This window comes from Acinetobacter lwoffii (assembly GCF_049367455.1).
Lineage (GTDB): Bacteria > Pseudomonadota > Gammaproteobacteria > Pseudomonadales > Moraxellaceae > Acinetobacter > Acinetobacter lwoffii_W.
Genome location: NZ_JBMPXW010000001.1, coordinates 2,686,905 through 2,707,249 on the forward strand (window position 1 = coordinate 2,686,905; position 20,345 = coordinate 2,707,249).

19 protein-coding genes are annotated in these 20,345 nt (G+C 43.5%); 13 read left to right on the top strand and 6 right to left on the bottom strand.

Going from position 1 to position 20,345, the window contains the following annotated elements:
• The first annotated feature begins 13 nt into the window (after nucleotides 1-13).
• From ACO1B7_RS12920 to ACO1B7_RS12940, 5 genes are all read left to right on the top strand, one after another.
• Nucleotides 14-1,123: a beta-ketoacyl-ACP synthase III gene (locus tag ACO1B7_RS12920; RefSeq protein WP_005247344.1), complete on the top strand. Its 1,110-nt coding sequence runs from the start codon at nucleotides 14-16 to the stop codon at nucleotides 1,121-1,123.
• A gap of 26 nt (nucleotides 1,124-1,149) precedes the next feature.
• A complete protein-coding gene (locus ACO1B7_RS12925; protein ID WP_129716618.1) occupies nucleotides 1,150-1,902 on the top strand; it encodes a 1-acyl-sn-glycerol-3-phosphate acyltransferase in 753 nt (250 codons plus the stop codon).
• A 196-nt stretch (nucleotides 1,903-2,098) separates the two neighbouring features.
• Nucleotides 2,099-4,105: a hypothetical protein gene (locus ACO1B7_RS12930; RefSeq protein ID WP_129716620.1), complete on the top strand. Its 2,007-nt coding sequence runs from the start codon at nucleotides 2,099-2,101 to the stop codon at nucleotides 4,103-4,105.
• A gap of 90 nt (nucleotides 4,106-4,195) precedes the next feature.
• Nucleotides 4,196-5,911, top strand: a complete 1,716-nt coding sequence (locus tag ACO1B7_RS12935) for an AAA family ATPase (protein WP_129716622.1) — start codon at nucleotides 4,196-4,198, stop codon at nucleotides 5,909-5,911.
• A gap of 77 nt (nucleotides 5,912-5,988) precedes the next feature.
• On the top strand, nucleotides 5,989-6,270 hold the full coding sequence (locus ACO1B7_RS12940) for a gamma-glutamylcyclotransferase family protein (RefSeq protein ID WP_423090228.1): 282 nt from the start codon (nucleotides 5,989-5,991) through the stop codon (nucleotides 6,268-6,270).
• 259 nt (nucleotides 6,271-6,529) lie between these two features.
• On the opposite strand, the gene ACO1B7_RS12945 is transcribed toward ACO1B7_RS12940, so the two are convergent.
• Nucleotides 6,530-6,982, bottom strand: coding sequence for a DUF441 domain-containing protein (locus ACO1B7_RS12945; protein WP_004645490.1), 453 nt, complete (start codon nucleotides 6,980-6,982; stop codon nucleotides 6,530-6,532).
• A gap of 140 nt (nucleotides 6,983-7,122) precedes the next feature.
• On the opposite strand from ACO1B7_RS12945, the gene ACO1B7_RS12950 reads away from it, so the two are divergent.
• Nucleotides 7,123-7,830: a pseudouridine synthase gene (locus ACO1B7_RS12950; protein ID WP_005247338.1), complete on the top strand. Its 708-nt coding sequence runs from the start codon at nucleotides 7,123-7,125 to the stop codon at nucleotides 7,828-7,830.
• A gap of 42 nt (nucleotides 7,831-7,872) precedes the next feature.
• On the opposite strand, the gene ACO1B7_RS12955 is transcribed toward ACO1B7_RS12950, so the two are convergent.
• The 3 genes from ACO1B7_RS12955 to ACO1B7_RS12965 all read right to left on the bottom strand — a co-directional run bounded on the left by ACO1B7_RS12955 (nucleotide 7,873) and on the right by ACO1B7_RS12965 (nucleotide 9,784).
• On the bottom strand, nucleotides 7,873-8,316 hold the full coding sequence (locus ACO1B7_RS12955; protein WP_004278907.1) for a GNAT family N-acetyltransferase: 444 nt from the start codon (nucleotides 8,314-8,316) through the stop codon (nucleotides 7,873-7,875).
• A gap of 97 nt (nucleotides 8,317-8,413) precedes the next feature.
• Entirely contained in the window at nucleotides 8,414-8,761 is a 348-nt protein-coding gene (locus ACO1B7_RS12960; protein ID WP_129716626.1) for a type II toxin-antitoxin system RelB/DinJ family antitoxin, read from the bottom strand.
• Between the two features lie 114 nt (nucleotides 8,762-8,875).
• Nucleotides 8,876-9,784, bottom strand: coding sequence for a pseudouridine synthase (locus tag ACO1B7_RS12965; RefSeq protein ID WP_129716628.1), 909 nt, complete (start codon nucleotides 9,782-9,784; stop codon nucleotides 8,876-8,878).
• A 126-nt stretch (nucleotides 9,785-9,910) separates the two neighbouring features.
• Between ACO1B7_RS12965 and tsaE the strand changes: the two genes are divergently transcribed.
• The 4 genes from tsaE (at nucleotide 9,911) to hfq (ending at nucleotide 13,920) form a co-directional block, all read left to right on the top strand.
• Nucleotides 9,911-10,390, top strand: a complete 480-nt coding sequence (tsaE, locus tag ACO1B7_RS12970) for a tRNA (adenosine(37)-N6)-threonylcarbamoyltransferase complex ATPase subunit type 1 TsaE (protein ID WP_004645485.1) — start codon at nucleotides 9,911-9,913, stop codon at nucleotides 10,388-10,390.
• Nucleotides 10,380-12,347, top strand: a complete 1,968-nt coding sequence (mutL, locus tag ACO1B7_RS12975; protein ID WP_004645484.1) for a DNA mismatch repair endonuclease MutL — start codon at nucleotides 10,380-10,382, stop codon at nucleotides 12,345-12,347. The genes tsaE and mutL overlap by 11 nt, the downstream gene beginning before the upstream one ends.
• Before the next feature lie 6 nt (nucleotides 12,348-12,353).
• Nucleotides 12,354-13,298 carry a tRNA (adenosine(37)-N6)-dimethylallyltransferase MiaA gene (miaA, locus tag ACO1B7_RS12980; protein ID WP_004645483.1) on the top strand — a complete coding sequence of 315 codons (945 nt, stop codon included), beginning with the start codon at nucleotides 12,354-12,356 and terminating at the stop codon, nucleotides 13,296-13,298.
• Between the two features lie 91 nt (nucleotides 13,299-13,389).
• Nucleotides 13,390-13,920, top strand: a complete 531-nt coding sequence (hfq, locus tag ACO1B7_RS12985; protein ID WP_148334401.1) for an RNA chaperone Hfq — start codon at nucleotides 13,390-13,392, stop codon at nucleotides 13,918-13,920.
• Nucleotides 13,921-14,039: 119 nt separating this feature from the next.
• On the opposite strand, the gene ACO1B7_RS12990 is transcribed toward hfq, so the two are convergent.
• Together ACO1B7_RS12990 and ACO1B7_RS12995 are read right to left on the bottom strand one after the other, a co-directional pair.
• Nucleotides 14,040-15,347, bottom strand: coding sequence for a peptidylprolyl isomerase (locus ACO1B7_RS12990; protein ID WP_044109557.1), 1,308 nt, complete (start codon nucleotides 15,345-15,347; stop codon nucleotides 14,040-14,042).
• Nucleotides 15,347-17,800 carry an LPS-assembly protein LptD gene (locus ACO1B7_RS12995; protein ID WP_129716632.1) on the bottom strand — a complete coding sequence of 818 codons (2,454 nt, stop codon included), beginning with the start codon at nucleotides 17,798-17,800 and terminating at the stop codon, nucleotides 15,347-15,349. The genes ACO1B7_RS12990 and ACO1B7_RS12995 overlap by 1 nt, the downstream gene beginning before the upstream one ends.
• A gap of 121 nt (nucleotides 17,801-17,921) precedes the next feature.
• Between ACO1B7_RS12995 and ACO1B7_RS13000 the strand changes: the two genes are divergently transcribed.
• The 3 genes from ACO1B7_RS13000 (at nucleotide 17,922) to rsmG (ending at nucleotide 20,343) form a co-directional block, all read left to right on the top strand.
• Nucleotides 17,922-18,935, top strand: coding sequence for an aminoglycoside phosphotransferase family protein (locus ACO1B7_RS13000; RefSeq protein WP_004731490.1), 1,014 nt, complete (start codon nucleotides 17,922-17,924; stop codon nucleotides 18,933-18,935).
• Entirely contained in the window at nucleotides 18,936-19,625 is a 690-nt protein-coding gene (murU, locus tag ACO1B7_RS13005) for an N-acetylmuramate alpha-1-phosphate uridylyltransferase MurU (protein WP_129716634.1), read from the top strand. It begins immediately after the preceding gene.
• Nucleotides 19,626-19,710: 85 nt separating this feature from the next.
• The gene (rsmG, locus tag ACO1B7_RS13010) at nucleotides 19,711-20,343 is read left to right on the top strand and encodes a 16S rRNA (guanine(527)-N(7))-methyltransferase RsmG (protein WP_129716636.1); all 633 of its coding nucleotides are present in this window, start codon (nucleotides 19,711-19,713) and stop codon (nucleotides 20,341-20,343) included.
• Nucleotides 20,344-20,345 lie beyond the last annotated feature (2 nt).

The following is a 20,345-nucleotide window of genomic DNA, read 5'->3' on the forward strand; positions in this document are numbered from 1 at the left end:
TAAGGAATTTTACATGGGCATCCGTATTACGGGTACTGGCTTATTCCATCCGGAACATGTCATCACCAATGAAGAATTAGTTGAAAGTTTAAATGCTTATGTGGAACTGTTTAATCACGAAAATGCTGACAAAATCGCTGCAGGCGAAGTTGAAGCGCGTCGTGGTTCTAGCGCAGACTTTATTGAAAAAGCATCTGGCGTACAACGCCGTTATGTCGTAGAAAAATCAGGTATTCTTGATCCAAAACGCTTACGTCCTAATTTACGTGAACGTGCAGATGATGAAATTTCACTGCAAGCAGAATGGGGCGTAATCGCAGCCAAACAGGCGATGGAAAATGCCGGTGTGACTGCCGAAGACATTGATATCGTGATCTTGTCATGCTCGAATTTGCAACGTGCTTATCCTGCCGTAGCGATCGAGATTCAAACCGCTCTAGGTATCAAAGGCTATGCCTATGACATGAACGTGGCGTGTTCTGCAGCAACATTTGGTCTGAAACAGGCTTATGATGCGATCAAAGCAGGCGCGCGCCGTGTATTATTGGTGAATGTGGAAATTACCTCTGCACATACCGATTTCCGTTCACGTGACTGTCACTTTATTTTTGGTGATGTGGCAACCGCTTCAATTATTGAAAATACCGACAGCAAAACCGGTTTTGAAATTCTGGATTCTGAGTTGTTTACCCAGTTCTCGAATAACATCCGCAATAACTTTGGTTTCTTGAATACTTCTGAAAATGCTGACATTGACGACAAACGTTTCCGTCAGGATGGTCGTAAGGTATTTAAAGAAGTCTGTCCACTGGTTGCGAAAATGATTACTGCGCAACTGGAAAAGAATCAGATTGAGCCTACAGGTGTTAAACGCTTCTGGTTACACCAGGCCAATGCCAGTATGAATGAACTGATCCTGAAACTGGTCGTCGGCAAAGAAAATGCCAAACCTGGTCTGGTACCGATCATTCTGAATGAGTTTGCCAACACTTCTTCTGCCGGGGTGATCATCGCCTTGCACCGTAGTGCACATGAAGTTGAAGATGGTGAATACGGCGTGTTGTGCTCATTTGGTGCGGGTTATTCGGTAGGTTCGATTCTGGTCCAAAAGCGCGTGGCATAATTCGGGGTAGATAAGGAGCAGACAGCTTGCAGGTCAAACATGATGGGCAATGGATTAGACGCTTAAGTGCCTTATCTAAATTATATTTTACCCCTACATTTTTAGGGGCTGAATATATTGATGCCAGTCGGCCTGCAATGTATGTCGGTAATCATTCCATGTACGGCATCTTTGATTCGCCGATGCTGATTGATTACCTCTATAACGAACATAAAGTGGCTGTGGTCAGTATTGCGGATCATAGCCATTTTTATGTGCCCTTGTGGCGTGAAGCCGTGAAAAAATTTGGGGCAGTCGATGGCATCCAGCATTATGTACGCGCTGTGATGCAGCAGGGCTATTCCATTCTGGTGTTTCCGGGAGGTGGGCGCGAAGTACTCAAACGTCAGGGTGAACAGTATCAACTGATCTGGAAACAACGCTACGGGTTTTTAAAGCTGGCTCAGGAATTTAACTATGATATTGTCCCTTTTGCCGCGCTTGGTGGGGATGAAGTCTATGAGATTGGCTTTGATGCCAATAAGATCATCCAGCATAAATATTTTCAAAAACTTCTCAAAGTACCGCAACTCAATAAATTATTACGTCAGGGTGATGTGATTCCATCTTTGCCTAAACGTTTATTCCCAAAACGCCTGCCATTTTATTTTCAGTTTATGCCACGACAATCGATTGCTGAGGTTCAGACTCAGGAAGAGCTTATTGCATTTCGACACAGCTTGCAGCAACATATTTATACTGGTTTAGCCGAGCTTAAGGCGCTACGTCAGCAAGACTAAAAAAGAAAAATTCTTCCTGTAAAATCTAGGCTATGATCTATTGAGATGTTCTATTTTTAGCAATGAGGATGCAGGGACTTTTTTATAGTGCAAGTGATGCCATAATGTATTTTTAAGTGTTCATTGATTGGCGATCAAGGACTCAGCATGATCCAATATAAAAATAAGATGATTCTAAGATGACCGAGGTGTACGTATGGAACAGGAAAGCTTGGTAGCATCTTTAAGGTTATTGGCACAACAATGTTTACGGATTTCTCCAGAGCTGAACCAGCTTTATCTTGATCAGATGGCAATAATTGGTCATCTGAATGCACAAAATTTAATAAAAATTCAGCAGGATCAGTGCCGGATTGAATTGCTGGATGGTCTGTTTTATATCCAGTTTCATACTCCCTATGCACTAGACTCTGGAGCTGCACCTGCTTTGGTTGACAGTCATTTTTATTTTCAGCAATGTAAGGCAGAAGCCCTGGAGGAATTCTTTTTACAGGATATCTATTTCCTGACTGGCGATTTAAAACCACAGCATTCGCTGTATTTACGCGACAAAGCCAAACAGTTACGTCAGCTTATCCTGGCTCAGGTTTATGCGTGGGTTAATGGCCTGGAACGGGTGTCCGAATTTTTGCAGCAAATGTCGATTGTTCAAGCTGAGATTATCGACCAGCAGCTGATCAAGGCCGGGTTGTATACAGCACCTGTCATGCAAAACTTTATTCAGGATGAACAAGAGATTCCACAGCAGATTCTTGAAAGCTTGCAACAGGCTTTTTCTTTGGAGTGTCTACAGCAGGATGAATTCCTGTCGATCCAGTCATTGATGGACAGTCTGGATGAGTTCTGTTTTAGCGCCGCACAGTTTTTGCCTCCGGCACTGTTCCGGATTATGTCGCTGTCTTTTGAAGAGCGCTTTAATCTGCATGAATTGAATGATCATACTGATTATATCTGTTTGCTATATCGGCATGCTGAGGAGCAAAGTAATTTGCTCGGTTTTGTCCGATTGATGAACCGGGACGTGTGGCATCGGGATGATTTATTATCCAAACGGAATTTCCTGGAAAATCATCCGTATTTATGGCAGAAAAAAGTAGCCCGATTGCCACTATTTGATTGTCATCGTGCCGTGAACTGGATCTTCAAGCAACCGGCCGAGGTACTGGACTGGATCAGTAATAATATCCAGCATAGCAGTGTACGCGTTGCAGTAACTGCCTTAAGTTTTGTAGACAGCCATCATATTCATCCCCAGATTATTATGGCGACTTTGCAATATTTTCAATATGTCTCGGCGCGACTGTTTATTCATAGCATGCATGAATATGCAATCCAGCATGACTGGTTTCAGCATCAGTATAATCAGGCGGTGGTATTAAAAGGCACACGCCAATCGATTGAGGATCAGCGGATTGCGATTAGCCCTTCAATTCTGTATCTGGACGAATGGATGGAGCTGCTGCGCAATGTGGTTAAAATGGATGATCAGCTGACTAAAAAGGTTTATCTGAACTTGAGCCGGATGATGCAGGCTTATATGCAGCATTTATATAAAATTACGGCGCATTTACCCGATGAGGTTCTGGTGTATATTCAGCCTCAAAGCCAGCAGAACCGTGATTTCTATAATGTTCTGCACCGCTATCGCATTCCTTTTACTGAGTTCAGGCAGCTGTTTTATTTGCAAAGCGGGCATGTACGTGAGTCGCTTTTTGACAGTTATGTGCGTGACTATCTAGTAGAGTATTTTTCCAGTCATACAGAAATACCGAAAAACCTGAGCTGGACCAGTTTGTTTAATCAGGCGGTCGTCTGGCATGATCAGATTCAAAAGCAGGAAATGATCGCCAAGCTGAAAAAACAGTTTGCACTGGTGAACTGGACACCAATCACTCAGGTTTCATTTTTACTGTATTTCAACTGGCGTTTTGAAGAGCTTAAAACTTTAGAGCGGATTTTAGAGGAATCTAAAATTTTCAGGAACTGTCTGGCGGCAAGCTATGCTCAGCAAATTGTGGAAGGGCAGTATGTGGCCTTTCGTATGTCTCATCCGGCTGTGCGTCTACCCTTGATCTTGGGGTGTCAATTGGTGAATGGACAGGTGATTTTTGATCAGCTTGAATATCCGAATAACCAGAAAGCAGAAGCTGAATACAGTAATATCGCCATGCATTTTATTAACTGGCTCAACTTGCAGGCCTGACAGTTCAATACAGCTTGTTTTCCTCCATGACGCTTAACTTTTCCGCTAAAAATCGTTAGGCTATAGCCGTTCTTTTACGGTATTGCTCTTATGAAACAGGAAACTGCCCTTAAGTTACTCAAAGCAGGAGAAAATGTCTTTTTAACCGGTTCTGCCGGTGCAGGAAAAACCTATACGCTGAATCAATATATTAATTATTTAAAGGCACGTAAGGTCGCCGTCGCGATTACCGCATCGACCGGTATTGCAGCCACACACATGAATGGTATGACTATTCATACCTGGGCAGGCATTGGCATTAAAGACTTTTTGTCTGAAGAAGACTTAAAGCGGATGAAAGAGCGCAAATACTTAAAAGAACATCTGGAAAATGCGCAAGTCCTGATTATTGACGAAATTTCAATGCTGCATGCCAAGCAGCTGAATCTGGTCAATCAGGTACTGAAATATTTCAAGGAAAGTGATGAAGCTTTCGGTGGTATTCAGGTGATTGTAGCAGGGGACTTTTTCCAGTTACCACCAGTCGGTAAAAATGATGAGCGCAACCGCGACAAATTCTGCTTTATGTCGGATGCCTGGGTCGAAGCCAAGTTTCGCGTTTGCTACCTAACTGAGCAGCATCGTCAGGGCAATGATTATTTGAATGACATTCTGAATGCGATCCGTGCGCAGGCGATTAGCCATGAACACCGCACTGCTTTACAGGCCACGCGACATCAAGAAATTGGTGATACCTATACGCGCCTGTATACGCATAATATGGATGTGGACAGTATTAACTTTAAACATCTGAATGAAATTGACAATGATCCGCGCCAGTTTGATGCGCAGTGTGATGGCAATGAAAAGCTGATCGAGACTTTAAAATCGTCAGTGCGAGCGCCTGAAGCCTTAACCCTGAAAAAACATGCCAAAGTCATGTTTGTGAAAAACAACTTTGATATGGGTTATATCAACGGCAGTTTGGGCGAAGTGATCAGTTTTGAAGAAGATGATGAATATGGTGTGCTGCCTAAAGTCAAACTGACCGATGGCACTACATTGGTGGTTGAGCCTGAAACCTGGTCGGTAGACAATGAGGCCGGTAAAACCATTGCCAGTTTCCAGCAGATTCCATTGCGTCTGGCCTGGGCGATTACCATTCATAAATCACAAGGCATGACCCTGGAAGCTGCCGAGATTGACCTGAGCCATACTTTTGAAAAAGGACAGGGCTATGTCGCGTTGTCCCGTTTGAAAAGCTTAAATGGCCTACGATTAAAAGGTTTTAATGAGCAGGCTTTGGAACTCGATAGTCTGGCAATTAAAGCCGATCGCCGTTTTCAAGAACTTTCTGATGAAGCCGAAGCGAATTTTGAAAATGTCGATTTGACGGCACAGCATAAGGCCTTTATCCGACATTGTGGCGGGACTTTGAATGAAGTTGAAATCCAGCGCAATGAGAAGAAAATTTCCAAGAATGGGGGTAAGCAAAGCTATGCCGCTGCAACGCTAGACGAAACGCGTGAACTGTTTGAAGAAGGTTATGAAATTGCCGATATCGCGACTGAACGTGGTTTGACCCCGGCAACCATCATCAATCATTTGGGGCGTTTGCATAAAGAGCAGGGGCTGGATATCTCGCTGGCACATCCGGGTGAGGAAGTGGTGGAGCAGGTTCGCAAGATTTATAAACGCCTGACCAAGCGTCAAAACTCGGAGCATTTTAATGATGACGGTTCTATTAAGTTGCGTCCGATTGTGGAATTGACCACGCCTAAAATGGCTTATGACCAAGTGCGTCTGGCACTACTATTTGTAGAATAATCATTAAAAGTGATGTTTAAGAGTTCTTAAGATGCACAGTTTATTCGTATACGGCACGCTTCGTCCGCAGCAACCCAATGCCCCTGTCATGGAGCGGATTGGGGGGGGGCTGGAAAGCCGGTTATATTCGTGGGTATTTGCAGCAGCGTGGTTGGGGTGCTGAGCTGGGTAGCCCGGGTATTCAGCTCAGTGATTCGGGAGAGATTGTTCCGGGTTATGTATTCATATCCGAGAATCTTCCCCAATATTGGGATGAGCTGGATGCATTTGAAGGCGATGAATATCAACGTATCCCGGTTAAAGTATATTTGGAAAATGGTCAGACGATAGAAAGTTTGGTCTATGCTTTGAAAGATTAGACTGGGGTGTGTCATTTATTGAATTTCAAATTTTTATCAGGTCAGAGCTTCAAAGATCATAACTTTCCTTTGACTTGGTTTCAAAAGATTGAATTAATAAAGTATTCCGTTGATCTGATAGTATCTTCTGAGCAAGCCTGAAGCATTGCTTTAGAGCTTAGCGCAAGATAATCAACGGGTGGTCTGCATATTTCCGGTCATGTGATGTATTTTTGAGAAATTATTGCATACTGGGAATACGCGCTGATGATTTGTACATTTATTGTGTACTAATCAATAACGATAAAATCCCAGCCGCAATTAAAGGACCGACTGGAACACCGCGTAATACTGCTACACCTGCTACTGTGCCTAATAACAGTCCGGCCACTACATCTGGCTGATTGGACATCAGCTTCACTCCACGTCCTCCCAGCCAAGCGACAAAGACCCCAATCGCGATTGCCAGCAAAGACTTCCAGCTCAGGAAAGATTTGAGAATACTTTCCCCTGAAATTTTGCCACTGGCAATTGGTGTCAGAACACCAATGGTCAGAATAATAATGCCGATATTTAAACCGTGCGCCTGTACATAAGGCAATAAACTGCTGAGAGGTGTGATTTTTAAAACAATTAATACCGCTGCAGCAATGGTGACGGCACTATTGTGACTGAAAATACCGCAAGCCAGTAAAACCAAAAGAACAATCAGATTCAAATCAAGTTGCGACATAAGGGGGAGAGATAGAGTGAAAAATAAAGCTATTGTAGAGCTTTTCAACGCATGATACCTAGAAAACAGCGGAAGAAATCAAATTCAGGACTGTTTCAGGATAGAATGCACAGGTCTTCACTCGATACAGGTATAAACAGATGCTATTGGAAAAAATGTTGCAGTCACAAGGTTTCGGCTCCCGCAAGCATTGTCAGCAACTGATTAAAAATGGTGCTGTTTCAATTCAAGATGAAGTGGTTGACAATCCTAAATATAACCTGGATTTAAATCACTTAAATTTCGAGGTTTATGGGAAAAGTCATACCTATCGGGAAAAAGTGTATATCGCCTTAAATAAACCACAAGGCTATGAGTGTTCGCATCAGGCGACGCATCATTTTAGTGTATTTGACCTGTTTGATGACATTCTGCTGAATCGGGGGATTCAGTGTGTGGGACGTCTGGATCAGGATACCACTGGACTATTATTGCTGACCGATGATGGACAGTTTCTGCAAGCGCTCACCCATCCGAAAAAGCATGTCGCCAAAGTTTATCAGATGCAAACTGCGGATCCAGTCACGGATGAACAGATTCAGCAACTAGAACAAGGTGTCGAATTGAGAAATGAAAAAGGTATTTTTGCGGCTACTGAAGTGACTCGATTGGCTGAAAATCGTCTGCAAATGACCATTCATCAAGGGGTCTATCATCAAGTAAAGCGCATGCTGGCTGCCGTAGGCAATAAAGTTGAACAGCTACATCGTGCACAGATTGGTGCTTTGGCCTTGCCTGAACTGGCTGAAGGAGAATGGTTGTATTTAAATGCAGAACAGGTGGCGCAGGCCAAATTCCGCTCAGAATAATAAATTTTTTATTCGCTTGAAATGTGATGAAAAAAATAGGACTTACTTCAGGAAACAGTGATAAGTCTGAAATTCATCATCCTTGATAAATCCCATAGATTCATACAATTTATGCGATTGATAATTATTTTTTTGGGTTTCCAGGGTGATTCTTAAGGCCTGTTCATGTTTGGCAAATAAAATCGCGGTATCAATCAGTTGTTTGGCTGCGCCCTGACGCCGAAAAACCGGGGTGATATAGACATCATCCAGAATATAATAGGTCGAGCAGGCCACTGAAGAAAAACCCAGATACAGGATAATAAAGCCGGTAAAAGTATCATCTTTGGTATTAATGAAAATGACGGTTTGCCCATCTTCAAAACGCTGTTTTAAAAATTGGTAAGAGAGTTCAGGATTGGAAGACGTACCATAAAACTGTCGATATTCATCAAATAATACCGCCAGCTGATTCAGGTCTGCTGACTGGGCGCGTCGTACGAGCATTGCATACTCCATGCTAATTTTTTATTGATTATCAGCATCAAGCATAGCGAAGTTTGGGAGTGGCAGGCTTTAGAAATTGTTCGGAAATGCAACAATGTTAAATTTTGTCGCTTTCACCCAAAATGGCATTCAGTTCTTCAAATAAATCAAGATGATCATCATCCAGCTGAATCTCCTGATCATCGAGTAGATTCAGGGCAGAACTGGAAAGCGCATTTTGCTCGATTTTCGCTTCATTTTGTTTCAGCTTGCGCAGCCGAATCAGCTGTTCCAGATTGATATTCTGATTTTCAATCGAGAAGGGGATTGATTTGGTAATCACCACTTGCTTGAAAAAAAGACGTACTGCCTGAGCTGGCGTAATCCCCAATTGCTTAAATACTGCAAAGGCTTGTTTCTTCTCTTGCGAGTCCAAGCGAATTTGATAAACTTCAGTTTTTCTCATAATATTTTTAAAGCTTTAAATTACTTAACTTTTCGCCTTTATTCTAATCAATTACGTTTGAAATTCAATCTTAAAGCAACCGATTTTAGAAAATAATCTGTAATGACAAGCTATTTACAGTGTCAATTCAAGTTGCGAGCTGAAATTCATGCTTTTCTGCGTGATCGGATCGATGAATTGAATATGTTTGGCCAATAAACTTAAAGGTGCATAAAAATCATCTTCCGCCTTGTGCGCTACCTGTGGATAAAAGGGATCATGACGGATCGGAATACCCAGATGATTCAAGTGCACCCGTAATTGGTGCTGTTTGCCAGTATGCGGTTTCAACTCATATTTAGCCCATTCTGTATTATGTTCCAGCAGGTCAATCGCCGTCTCGCTATTTGGCGTTCCGTCTAACACGTGCATGGTATAAAAGGGCTGTCCCTTTTCCATTCTTAATCGCGTGATCAATGGAAATTTTAAATCAGGATGATAGGCCGCAATCGCATGATAGGTTTTTTGTACCTGCCGTGTAGCAAACATCTGCTGATATAGGCCACGTGATTCCACGCATTTGGAAATCAGAACTACACCTGCCGTTTCACGATCTAGCCGGTGAATGGGTGTTAAATGTTCATTGCCGGTCTGCTTTTTAAGCCGAACCAATAGCGTTTCCTGCACATACTGTCCGGTCGGACTCATGGTCAAAAAATGCGGTTTATCGACCACCATGAAATGCTCATTTTCAAATAAAATCTGATGTTGAAAAGGAACATGCACTTCATGTGCCAAAAAACGGTAATAAAAACAGTGACTATTGGCCTGAAATGGACTTTCTGTGTTTAATTGATTGCCCTGAGCATCATAGACCAGACCCTCGTTGAAACGGGATTGCCATTCATCTGCTGCGATATGCGCAAATTGCGTGCATAAATAAGCAAAAACTGTCAGGGGTGCATCCGGACTGGCTGGCAAAAATACTTTACTGGCACTGACCCCATTCAGCATAGGCGGGTTAAATTCAACAGTTGGTTGCATGGCAGGCAGATTAACCTCTTAAGGAACAGATGCTGTGAAAAAATACAGTTTCTCACACGGGTGAATAGGCTTTTAAAGCGTGGCGATGCTATCATATTTATTCTTTTGCATCATGTCGTGAGTAATATGCCTTATTCATTTAATGTCACTTTAAATCATGAAGACGATACCCAAAAACTGGCCAAGGTTCTGGCGGAGAATTTCCCTGCGGGGGTCGTGTATCTGATTGGTGACCTAGGGGCAGGAAAAACGACGTTAACACGTTATTATTTGCAACAGCTGGGTCATAAAGGTTCAGTGAAAAGTCCAACTTATACACTGGTCGAACCCTATCAAATTAATGGTCAGGATATTTTTCATTTTGACTTGTATCGTCTGAATGATCCGTATGAACTGGAACTGATGGGCATCCGGGATTACCTGGAAACACCGAATGCGCTATTTTTATTTGAATGGCCATCTAAAGGTGGTGATGAAATTCCGCAAGCTGACCTGATTATTGAAATTTTAAAATCTGAAGATGAACTTACCCGTACTGCAAGCCTGATTTCATCGAATCTTGCTTTACGAGAGGCTCTGGAGCGTCAATTTTCACATGTCGAATGATTTAAGTCTGCGCCGTATTCGTGCCCTTGATCCTGCACTTGCCAACCAGATTGCCGCAGGTGAGGTGATTGAACGTCCGGCTTCTGTGGTCAAGGAGTTACTGGAAAACTCGATTGATGCGGGGGCGACAGAGCTGATCATTCGGGTCGAACAGGGCGGCAGTACTTTAATTGAAATCATCGACAATGGACGCGGAATTCATCATGAGGATTTACCGCTGGCCGTGATGCGTCATGCCACCAGCAAAATCCAGAGTGCTGATGAGCTGTATGCGATTAGCAGTCTGGGCTTTCGTGGCGAAGCACTGGCGTCGATAGCAGCAGTTTCACGCCTGACCATGATCAGCAGTCAAAGTGACGAGGGCATCGGTTATCAGGTCGAAGTCAATGGCACGGCTTTTGATCATCAGGAAATTCAGGCTGTTGCGGCCTCAAAAGGGACGCATATCCGGGTTCAGGATTTGTTTTTTAATGTGCCTGCACGGCGTAAATTCCTGAAAAAACCGGGCACTGAATTTGGTCATATCGAAGAAATTGTGCGCCGTATGGCACTGACGCATTTTGATATCCGTTTTGTGCTAGAACATAATGAAAGCATCAAACTGAATTTACCCGTGGCGGATAGCGGCGCTTTGCGTTTTCAGCGGGTACAGCAATTGCTTGGCCGCCAGTTTACTGAAAATGCCTACTGGATGGATGCAGACAGTATCAACATGCGTTTGTCTGGCTGGCTTGGCCATCCTTCAGATGCACGTGCACAGGCTGATTTGCAGTATGTCTATGTAAATGGCCGGATTGTCAAAGACAAAACCATTTCCCATGCCTTACGGATGGCCTATGACGGCATCCTGCATGGGCATCAGCATGCGGCTTATTTACTGTTTTTAGAAGTTGATCCAGAAAATGTGGATGTAAACGTCCATCCGACCAAGCATGAAATTCGCTTCCTGAATCAACGTGAAGTACATGAGTTCGTACGGCATTATGCCAAAGAAACGCTGGCACAATTCCAGACCGCAACTGCAGATTTAGCCGAGGCAATGAAACAGGATGAGCAGCCTGGCTTGACGGCCCCGCAACCGCGTTATCAGGAACAGTTCAGCCTGCATCAGACTGCGCATTCTCAGCCACAGGTGGTGAGAACGACATCTGCCTTAAGTGAAAATGAAACTTCAGATGTGCTGACCGATTTTGCATCTTCAGGTCCACAAACAGTGCATTATTCCCAAGATTACCGTAAATCTTATTCTGGTTCACAGCAGCTGAATAATGCCTTGCAAAGTTATTTAGCACCGCTCAGAGAAAGTTCGGAAACCGAAGTATTTAGTCCTGAGCAGTCTTTTCAGACACATGTAAAGGCCAAAGTGGATGAGCATCCATTGGGCATTGCCATTGCCCAGTTACATGGTATCTACATTCTGGCACAAAATACCGAAGGTCTGATTATTGTCGATATGCATGCGGCACATGAACGTATTGTTTTGCAGCAAATGAAATCGGCTTGGGATAAACCTGAATTCTGGACATCACAGCAATTGCTCATTCCAAAAGTCGTGAATATTAGCCGGATGCAGGCCATGCGTGTCGAAGAGCTGAAAGAGCAGTTGGCACGTTTGGGGCTGGAAATCGATCAGTATGGTGATGAGCAAGTTATCGTACGTGGTGTACCGGCTATTCTACACAAGGCCGATTTCGATGCCCTGATTCCTGAATTATTGAATGATTTAGATCCGGGGGATCAAGCACAAAGCCTATTGCAGAAGCGTGACCAAATTTTGGCGGGAATGGCCTGTCATGGTGCAGTGCGAGCGCATCGTATCCTAAGTTTGTCTGAAATGAATGCTTTATTACGGCAGATGGAACAAACCGAATTTGCCAGTCAATGTAATCATGGTCGTCCGACTTGGCGCGCCTTTCCATTGGCTCAACTAGATAAACTTTTTGCTCGAGGAGAGTAGTTTTACATGTCCAATCAATTGCCGGTCATCAATTTAATGGGGCCAACTGCAAGTGGTAAAACCGCTTTGGCATGTGAACTGTATGAGCAAGGGGGATTTGAGCTGATTTCGGTCGATTCTGCACTGGTTTATCGGGAAATGGACATTGGTACAGCCAAGCCCTCCAAAGAGGAACTGGCGCGCTATCCGCATCATCTGATTGATATTATTAGTCCACTTGAAGTGTATTCTGCAGCCAACTTTGTCGAAGATGCTTGCCGCCTGATTGATGATATTCATGTGCGTGGTAAAACCCCGATTCTGGTTGGCGGAACCATGCTGTATTTTAAGGCCTTGCTTGAAGGTTTGTCAGATAACCTACCAAGTGCAGACTATGCTATCCGGGCAGAGATTGAAGCCAAGGGTGAGCAGGAGGGCTGGGAAGCGGTTTATGCAGAATTATGTGCAGTCGATCCGATTGCCGGTGAAAAATTCAAGGTTAGCGACAAGCAGCGCATTATTCGAGCCTTGGAAGTTTTTAAATTGACTGGTGAGCCGATTACAAAACTACAGGCAGAACAACCTAAAAACTTACCATATCGTTACAGTTTCCATAATTATGCACTGATGCCAGATCGGTTAGAATTGCATGGGCGTATTGAACAACGTCTGGAAATTATGTGGAAAAGCGGTTTTTTAAATGAAGTTGTGAATTTAATTGAAAAATACGATTTTAATGAAAATTTACCTTCCATGCGTTCAGTGGGTTATCGTCAGGCTATGGAATTCTTAAAAAATGCTGATAAAACCAAGGAAAAGCAACGGGAAATGGAGGATAAAGCTTTATTTGCGACACGACAACTTGCAAAACGTCAATATACGTGGTTAAGGTCTTTGCAAGAAAAGCATAAATTTACAACATATTTTACGCTACAGCAGGCTCAAGAAGACTTGCGAAACTGTCACGGATAAAGCAAAATTTAGGGACTATCTTTTTTATAATTTTTAATTGAAAAATAGAGATAGTTTTTGCGCTGATTTTTAATTTTTTTGGAGTTATAACATGTCTAAAGGTCAAACTTTACAAGATCCATTCTTGAATTCTCTCCGTAAGGAACGTATCCCAGTATCTATCTTCCTGGTAAACGGTATTAAATTACAAGGTCATATCGAATCTTTTGACCAATACGTGGTTTTATTAAAAAATACAGTAAGCCAAATGGTTTATAAGCATGCAATTTCAACTGTAGTACCTGCACGTAATCCACGTCCTGCTGGCGCGCCTGCTGGTCCACAAGGTGCGGGCTTCGGTGGTCAAGGTGCTGCAGGTGGCTTTGGTGGCGGTCAAGGTGCTGGCGGCTTCGGTGGTCAAGGTGGTTTTGGCGGTCAAGGCGGTGGCTTCGGTGGTCAAGGTGGCTTCGGCGGTCAAGGCGGTGGCTTTGGTGGTCAAGGTGCCGGCTTCGGTGGTCAAGGTGCCGGCTTCGGTGGTCAAGGTGGCTTCGGTGGTCAAGGTGCTGGCTTTGGTGGTCAAGGCACTGGTTTTGACAACGACACTAAATTTGAAGACTCTTCAGACGATGAAAACAATCGTTAATCGAGTTTGAAAATTAAAAAACCTCTCTATATGAGAGGTTTTTTTATATCTGTACGTTTTAAGTTTTTTAAATAAAAAGCCAACGAGATGTCGTTGGCTTTTTAGGATTATGGTAAGGCTTAACGGTTACGTTTAGGATCCAGTTGAGGATCTTTGATTTCTACATAAGCATTATTGCGCGTTTCACGTAACCAGCTATCTAATTCGGCATCAAATTGACGTTCACCAAGCAATTGGCGAGCCATACGTTCCTGATATTCCTGTGTCATATCTTGTTGGCGTGTTTCACTCACTTGCAGAATATGCCAGCCAAACTGGGATTGAAATGGTTTACTGAACTGACCTACTGGGGTGCTTTTCATCTGCTGTTCAAATTCAGGTACCATTACCCCTGGGCTAACCCAGCCAAGACTTCCGCCATCACGAGCCGAGCCAGTATCATTGGAGAACGTTGAAGCTAAAACAGTAAAATCTTCACCTTGTTTGAGGCGGTTATACAGACTATCAATCATTTGTTTGGCATTTTCAGGACTGACCACTTCAGACGGTTGAATCAGAATGTGTCGTGTTAAATATTGAGGAACAAGGGCTTTCTGTTCGCCACCTTTACGTTCCAAGAGCTTCAGAACATGTACACCATCAGCGACAGGAATCAGTTCAGAAGTTTGACCTGGTTGCAGGGTGGTCACGCGTGCAGCCAGTTCTGCTGGAATTTCTGACAGGTTTCTCACACCCATATCAGCAGCTTCGACTTTAACGCCGCCAGTGCTGTACTTTTTGCTGATCGCCTGAATGTCATTGCTGCTATTTAATTCTTGCTTTACCTTTGTTGCAATTTGTTCAGCATTTTCACCGCTTACCCGTAAATGCAGTACATGGACCTGACTGCCAAGCAAAGCTTGACCTTGCGGGGTATTTAGGAAGTTTTTAACATCTTGATCTGTAATTTGAATACGTGAAGTCACGATTTGTTGACGTAAACGATTCAGTGCTAAATCTTCAGCGATACGGTTTCGTAAAGAAGCATAGGTATTGGGCGCCATGGCATCCAGTTTCTGCTGGAATGCTTCCAGACTCGGTGAACCAGAATCACGGGCAACTTTCAGGACGGCTTCATTTAAAGCTTTTTCATCTGGACGAATATTATAACGTTTAACTTGTTCAAGCTGTGCCTGACGAATAATCAGTTGCTCTAAAGCTTGTTGCTCAAGATATTGTTGTGGTGGAACTGCCTTTTTCTGTTTTTGCAGCTGATGTGAGATTTCGGCTACACCTTGAGCCAGGTCACTACGTAGAATGATACTATTGTCGACTACAGCTACAACTTCATCTTTAGGTTGGGCAACAGCAAAAGTCGTCATCGCTGAAGAAAGGCATAGCGCAAGTGCGGTTGCTTTAAAAATTTGTTTTAACTGTTTTGTCTTCATTAACGTTCTGTCCAAGTTTGATTGATATTGTTAAAACCTAGAATACGATTTTCTAGTAATGAGGTGAGTTTGCTGCTTAACCCACCTAAGCCTTTCAGGCTGACTTCGGCCATAATGGCGCGTTTGGCTTTGACGCTTGAATCATTAACGTCGTCTAAGTCATTGTAATATGAGCGACCGTAAACAGAAACTCCCCAACAGCATGACTCATAGTTCACGCCAAGTAAATATTCCCGTGCGACACTATTGTCGAGGTCAAACTGGGCATGTCCAACCAGACGCCAGTTGTTGGCAATCGGCTGGATAAATGAACCCACCACATGATCATAGCTCTTTTGACGGTTCGGAATATCTTTGCGATAGAAATAGCCTAGGTTATAAAGATTGCCTTGCTCACCGGTATAATAAACCTGCAAATCTCGTTGGGCATTCGATCCATTCGACATCCAGCTTGAGTTCAGATTAACGTGAACATTATTTGACAGCTGGCTGGTCAGTTGAATTACAGGGCCAGTATGACTTTCACGGTCGAATTCATCTGCATCATTTTCCAACGTTACACGGCGATCTTCAAAGAAAAAGCTCTGTCCAACGCTGGCACGCAGGCGCTCCAGACCTTCTTCATTAAATAGGCTATAGCTCAGACCTAAGGAGGCAAAGTTATTGTCTTCCAGGCGGTCATTACCATAAAAGCGACGCGCACTGAAAAGTTGATCATAATTAATCGAAGCGACGACTGAATCAAAGTTTGGCTGATTCTGCTGGTTCTCATAAGGTGAATACGCATAGAACAGACGAGGCGTTAAGGTCTGTAGATACGTACCTTCTTTTTCAAAAATTAAGCCGGTGTCCAGCGTGAATTGTGGCACCACAATTGAATTATTTTCACTAGACGTGCTACGGCTTTGGGTTTTTTCATCATAGAAAGTATTGATGTTGCGTACAGTCGCCTGAGGAATGAAGAATGACCACGGGGTAAAATGATTATAACGCACGGAAAAGTCATTATAGATCCGTGTACCACTCGGTTGATATACCTTCTCACCCGTTGGGTCAGTATCAGCGAAATTTCTCAGATCCTTCTGGAAATATGCTGTGTCGTTATTAAACTCAAGTTGTAATCCCAATGGATTGCCAGTTTTGTAATTGACTAAAAGCTGTGGCAAACGTGCATAAGGACGGTCTTCATCCAGTACAGTTGGATCTAGGGTTTGGAAGTCTTCGACTTTGAATTGTGCCTTTAAGCCAGGAATACCATTTTTATAATTGACTTCCCAGGCACGGCGTAAGTTCAGGTCAGTTTTAGAGTTCGGGTTATTGTCCAGATCGGCAAAGTAATCTTTGTCTGAAGCGTAGTTATATTCAAGGTTGGTGGAAAGCTGATTATTGATCTGCCAGTTATGTAAGAAATGCAGGCTTTTACGGTCTTCGTCGCTATAGCTTTCATCGGAAGGTAAATAACCTCCCCAAATACGGCCTTCACCATAATTCTCAGTCAGATAACGGAACTCGCCATCCAGCATTACCCCACGATCGCCAATATAACGCGGCGTAATTGTCGCATCATATTGTGGTGCTAAATTCAGGTAAACCGGAACACCCAGTTCCAGACCACCATCATTGGTAAAGCCAAATGTCGGCGTCAGAATACCGGTAGTGCGGCGGTCATCAATCGGGAAGTTGAAATAGGGAACCGCTAAAACCGGAACATCTTTAACATACAACTTGGTATTCCGGGTTTCACCCCGTCCGGTTTCCTGATTCAGCTTGATCTTTTCTGCCTGGATTTTCCAAGTCGGTTTTTGCTCAGGTGGACAGGTGGTATAGGTCGCATTTTCCAGTTCTACCGTCTCGGTCGAGGTTCTGGCGATCTTTTCTGCCCGACCATGCGCATGTTGCTGCTCGGCAATATAGAAGCTGTTATTTAGGTCGCCTTCTTGGGTCTTTAAATTATAATTAATATCATCACTTTGTGAGAGCAGGCCACCCTGAGCAAGTTGTACCCGACCTTCTGCTTTGGCATAGGTCTGGGTTTGATCAATCGTTACGCGTTCAGCACGAATCTGGCGACCTTGCTGGTCAATGATGACATTGCCTTCTAAATAAGAGTCACCTGCTGGATTGTAGTGACCATAATCTGCAGTAATGGTGGATGTAGCCTGATCTGGCGCAACGGTTGCTGCATCTGGAGCAATCGGGGTCACCCAGGTGCCTTCACAATAAGCTGAACTTAAGTATTTTTCCTGCCGCTGCTGTGCCTCAGCTGAGGATTTGTCGACATAGTATTGCGAAAAGAATGCTTCACCTGGATAGGTCTCATTTATGCGCTGTTTGAGTTGTTCTGCATTTACATCGGACGAGACATTTGATGCAGCATAGCCGGAGGCTGAGCTGCCACATAAAAGGGTTAAGATCGCAGTCGCTAGAGGATTTATTTTAAAGTGATGCTTCATTTGTCTCATTAACCAATCATGCTTTTATCGCAATTAATTATTGTCGCATCATAGAGAAAAAGTTGATAAGTAGCTACACTTAGCACTTTAAAAACTCAGCCTGTATTAGAATTAATTGCAAATGAATACACAACGCGAACAATTGATACAATCTTGGATTGCCTCTGTACTCGGTTCAGATCAATTTGAAACTCATTTTTTAGCAGGTGATGCCAGCTTCCGTCGTTATGCACGAATCAAACTGAATAATAAAACATTTATGCTGATGGATGCACCACCAGAAAAAGAAGATTGTGTGCCTTTTGTGACGATAGATGAGTTTTTTGATGCACATGGCGTGCGTGTTCCGCATATCGTGGCAAAAGACCTGGAAAATGGCTTTTTACTGCTCGAAGACTTTGGTGATGTGCTGCTGTCGAATCTGCTGAATGACGAGACTGTAGATGCCTATTATGAGCAAAGCTTTAAGCAGCTCATTCAACTACAATCGATTGCTGGAGAAGGGCATTTCCCGGCATATTCTTATGAAAAACTGATCTCGGAAATGGAATTGCTGACTGACTGGATGTTACCAGCGTTAAAGGTTCAACTGACTGAATCAGAAAGCGCCTTGATCAAACGCACTTTTGCGATTTTGGCGAATGCCGCATTGGCACAGCCACAGGTGATCGTGCATCGAGATTTCCATAGTCGTAACTTGATGAAAATCGACAATGAAACCGAACTCGGTGTGATTGATTTTCAGGATGCTGTGATTGGTGCGGATACTTATGACTTGATCTCGATTACCCGTGATGCCTATGTACAGTGGAATGCCGATCGTGTGTATCGCTGGTTCAAAAACTTTTATGACTTGTTGCCAGCATCTGCTAAAGAAGAGCGTGACTTTGAACAGTTTAAAAAAGACGCCGACATGATGGCGATTCAGCGTCATATCAAGATTTTAGGTATTTTTGTGCGTCTGTTTGAACGTGATGGCAAGTCAGGTTATCTCAAGGACTTACCACGTGTGATGTGGTATCTGCTTGAAGAATCTAAGGCTTATGCAGAACTAGAGCCATTCATGCAGTTTATGCGTGACAGAGTGATGCCTGCATTTGAAGCTAAATATGGCTCATATGAGGTGGCTGCCTGAATGAAAGCGATGATTTTGGCCGCAGGACTCGGTAATCGTATGCGGCCGCTAACGCTGCATACGCCAAAGCCTTTGCTGGAAGTTGGGGGCAAGCCCTTAATTGTCTGGCATATAGAAAAACTGGCGGCGATCGGTGTCACTGAAATTGTCATCAATACCGCATGGCTCGGCGAAAAACTGGCTCAAGCTTTGGGTGATGGTTCGCAGTTCGGTATCAAGATTTTATGGTCACATGAGGGTGAAGGTCTGGAAACCGCTGGGGGGATTATCAATGCTTTGCCGCTACTCGGTGATGAACCTTTTATTCTGTTAAATGGTGATGTCTGGACCACGATGGATTTTGCACCTTTACTGGATATTGATCTAAAGGATAATTTGGCGCATCTCGTACTTGTGCAGAACCCTGAACAACATCCAGAGGGTGATTTCACGCTTGCAGAAGGGAGAGCTTATACTTTTGATCAGCAAATCGAAGGTGAAAACCTGACGTTTAGCGGTATATCTGTACTTGATCCGAAGATGTTCCAAGGCTTAGACACTGGCAAGCGTCCTTTAGCCCCATTGCTAAAAGCGGCAATGCAGAATCAGCAGGTTCGCGCTTCTAAACTGGCAGGCATTTGGGTAGATGTGGGGACCCCGGAGCGTTTAACGGCACTGGATACAGCGATCCATGAAGGGAAGTTTGCTTAAGTGAATATTCGCTAAGCACTGCCTACTGTGCCAATATAGAGAAAACGGTATACTTCCACCTAACTTTTTCGAGCGTAGATTGTTTATGCACATGTTTTTTCAAGAACTAAAGCAGGGTAGCCAGGCTTTGGGTTTAGAGCTATCTGATGAAGCTTTAAATTTATTACTCAAGTATCAGGATGCTTTGGTGTTGTGGAACAAAGCATACAATTTGACTGCAATCCGTGATCCTAAGGAAATGCTGGTCAAGCATCTGCTCGATAGTCTGAGCATTCTGAAAGATCTTCCAGCGGGTCGATTATTGGATATCGGCACAGGTGGTGGTATGCCGGGCATGATCATTGCTTTATGTCAGCCTGAGCGTGAATGTGTATTGCTGGACTCAAACGGTAAAAAAATTCGTTTCCTCAAGCAGTTTATTGCTGACCTGAAACTTAAAAATGTCATTGCCGTGCAAACGCGTGTAGAAAACGAAGACAGCATCAATGAACTGGGTCAATTTGATGTAATTACCAGTCGTGCCTTTGCATCATTAACAGACTTCGTTGATGCTTCTAAGCCATATATGCATGAGCAAACAATTATTGCCTCAATGAAAGGCTTAATTCCTGAAGATGAAGTTGTTACTTTAAAAAATGAATTTAGTTGTGAGATTATTGAACTTAAAGTTCCGCGCTTAGACGAACAGCGTCATTTACTTCTATTAAAACGTATTTAAGA

Excerpts from the sequence above, each read along its gene's own strand:
- ACO1B7_RS12960 (WP_129716626.1), bottom strand. The coding sequence starts at position 8,761 with ATGAGAAAAACTGAAGTTTATCAAATTCGCTTGGACTCGCAAGAGAAG.
- ACO1B7_RS12965 (WP_129716628.1), bottom strand. The coding sequence starts at position 9,784 with ATGCAACCAACTGTTGAATTTAACCCGCCTATGCTGAATGGGGTCAGT.
- ACO1B7_RS12945 (WP_004645490.1), bottom strand. The coding sequence starts at position 6,982 with ATGTCGCAACTTGATTTGAATCTGATTGTTCTTTTGGTTTTACTGGCT.
- mutL (WP_004645484.1), top strand. The coding sequence starts at position 10,380 with ATGTCGAATGATTTAAGTCTGCGCCGTATTCGTGCCCTTGATCCTGCA.
- ACO1B7_RS12990 (WP_044109557.1), bottom strand. The coding sequence starts at position 15,347 with ATGAAGACAAAACAGTTAAAACAAATTTTTAAAGCAACCGCACTTGCG.
- rsmG (WP_129716636.1), top strand. The coding sequence starts at position 19,711 with ATGCACATGTTTTTTCAAGAACTAAAGCAGGGTAGCCAGGCTTTGGGT.
- ACO1B7_RS12930 (WP_129716620.1), top strand. The coding sequence starts at position 2,099 with ATGGAACAGGAAAGCTTGGTAGCATCTTTAAGGTTATTGGCACAACAA.
- miaA (WP_004645483.1), top strand. The coding sequence starts at position 12,354 with ATGTCCAATCAATTGCCGGTCATCAATTTAATGGGGCCAACTGCAAGT.
- ACO1B7_RS13000 (WP_004731490.1), top strand. The coding sequence starts at position 17,922 with ATGAATACACAACGCGAACAATTGATACAATCTTGGATTGCCTCTGTA.
- ACO1B7_RS12940 (WP_423090228.1), top strand. The coding sequence starts at position 5,989 with ATGCCCCTGTCATGGAGCGGATTGGGGGGGGGCTGGAAAGCCGGTTAT.
- hfq (WP_148334401.1), top strand. The coding sequence starts at position 13,390 with ATGTCTAAAGGTCAAACTTTACAAGATCCATTCTTGAATTCTCTCCGT.
- ACO1B7_RS12955 (WP_004278907.1), bottom strand. The coding sequence starts at position 8,316 with ATGCTCGTACGACGCGCCCAGTCAGCAGACCTGAATCAGCTGGCGGTA.
- ACO1B7_RS12995 (WP_129716632.1), bottom strand. The coding sequence starts at position 17,800 with ATGAAGCATCACTTTAAAATAAATCCTCTAGCGACTGCGATCTTAACC.
- murU (WP_129716634.1), top strand. The coding sequence starts at position 18,936 with ATGAAAGCGATGATTTTGGCCGCAGGACTCGGTAATCGTATGCGGCCG.
- tsaE (WP_004645485.1), top strand. The coding sequence starts at position 9,911 with ATGCCTTATTCATTTAATGTCACTTTAAATCATGAAGACGATACCCAA.
- ACO1B7_RS12920 (WP_005247344.1), top strand. The coding sequence starts at position 14 with ATGGGCATCCGTATTACGGGTACTGGCTTATTCCATCCGGAACATGTC.
- ACO1B7_RS12935 (WP_129716622.1), top strand. The coding sequence starts at position 4,196 with ATGAAACAGGAAACTGCCCTTAAGTTACTCAAAGCAGGAGAAAATGTC.
- ACO1B7_RS12950 (WP_005247338.1), top strand. The coding sequence starts at position 7,123 with ATGCTATTGGAAAAAATGTTGCAGTCACAAGGTTTCGGCTCCCGCAAG.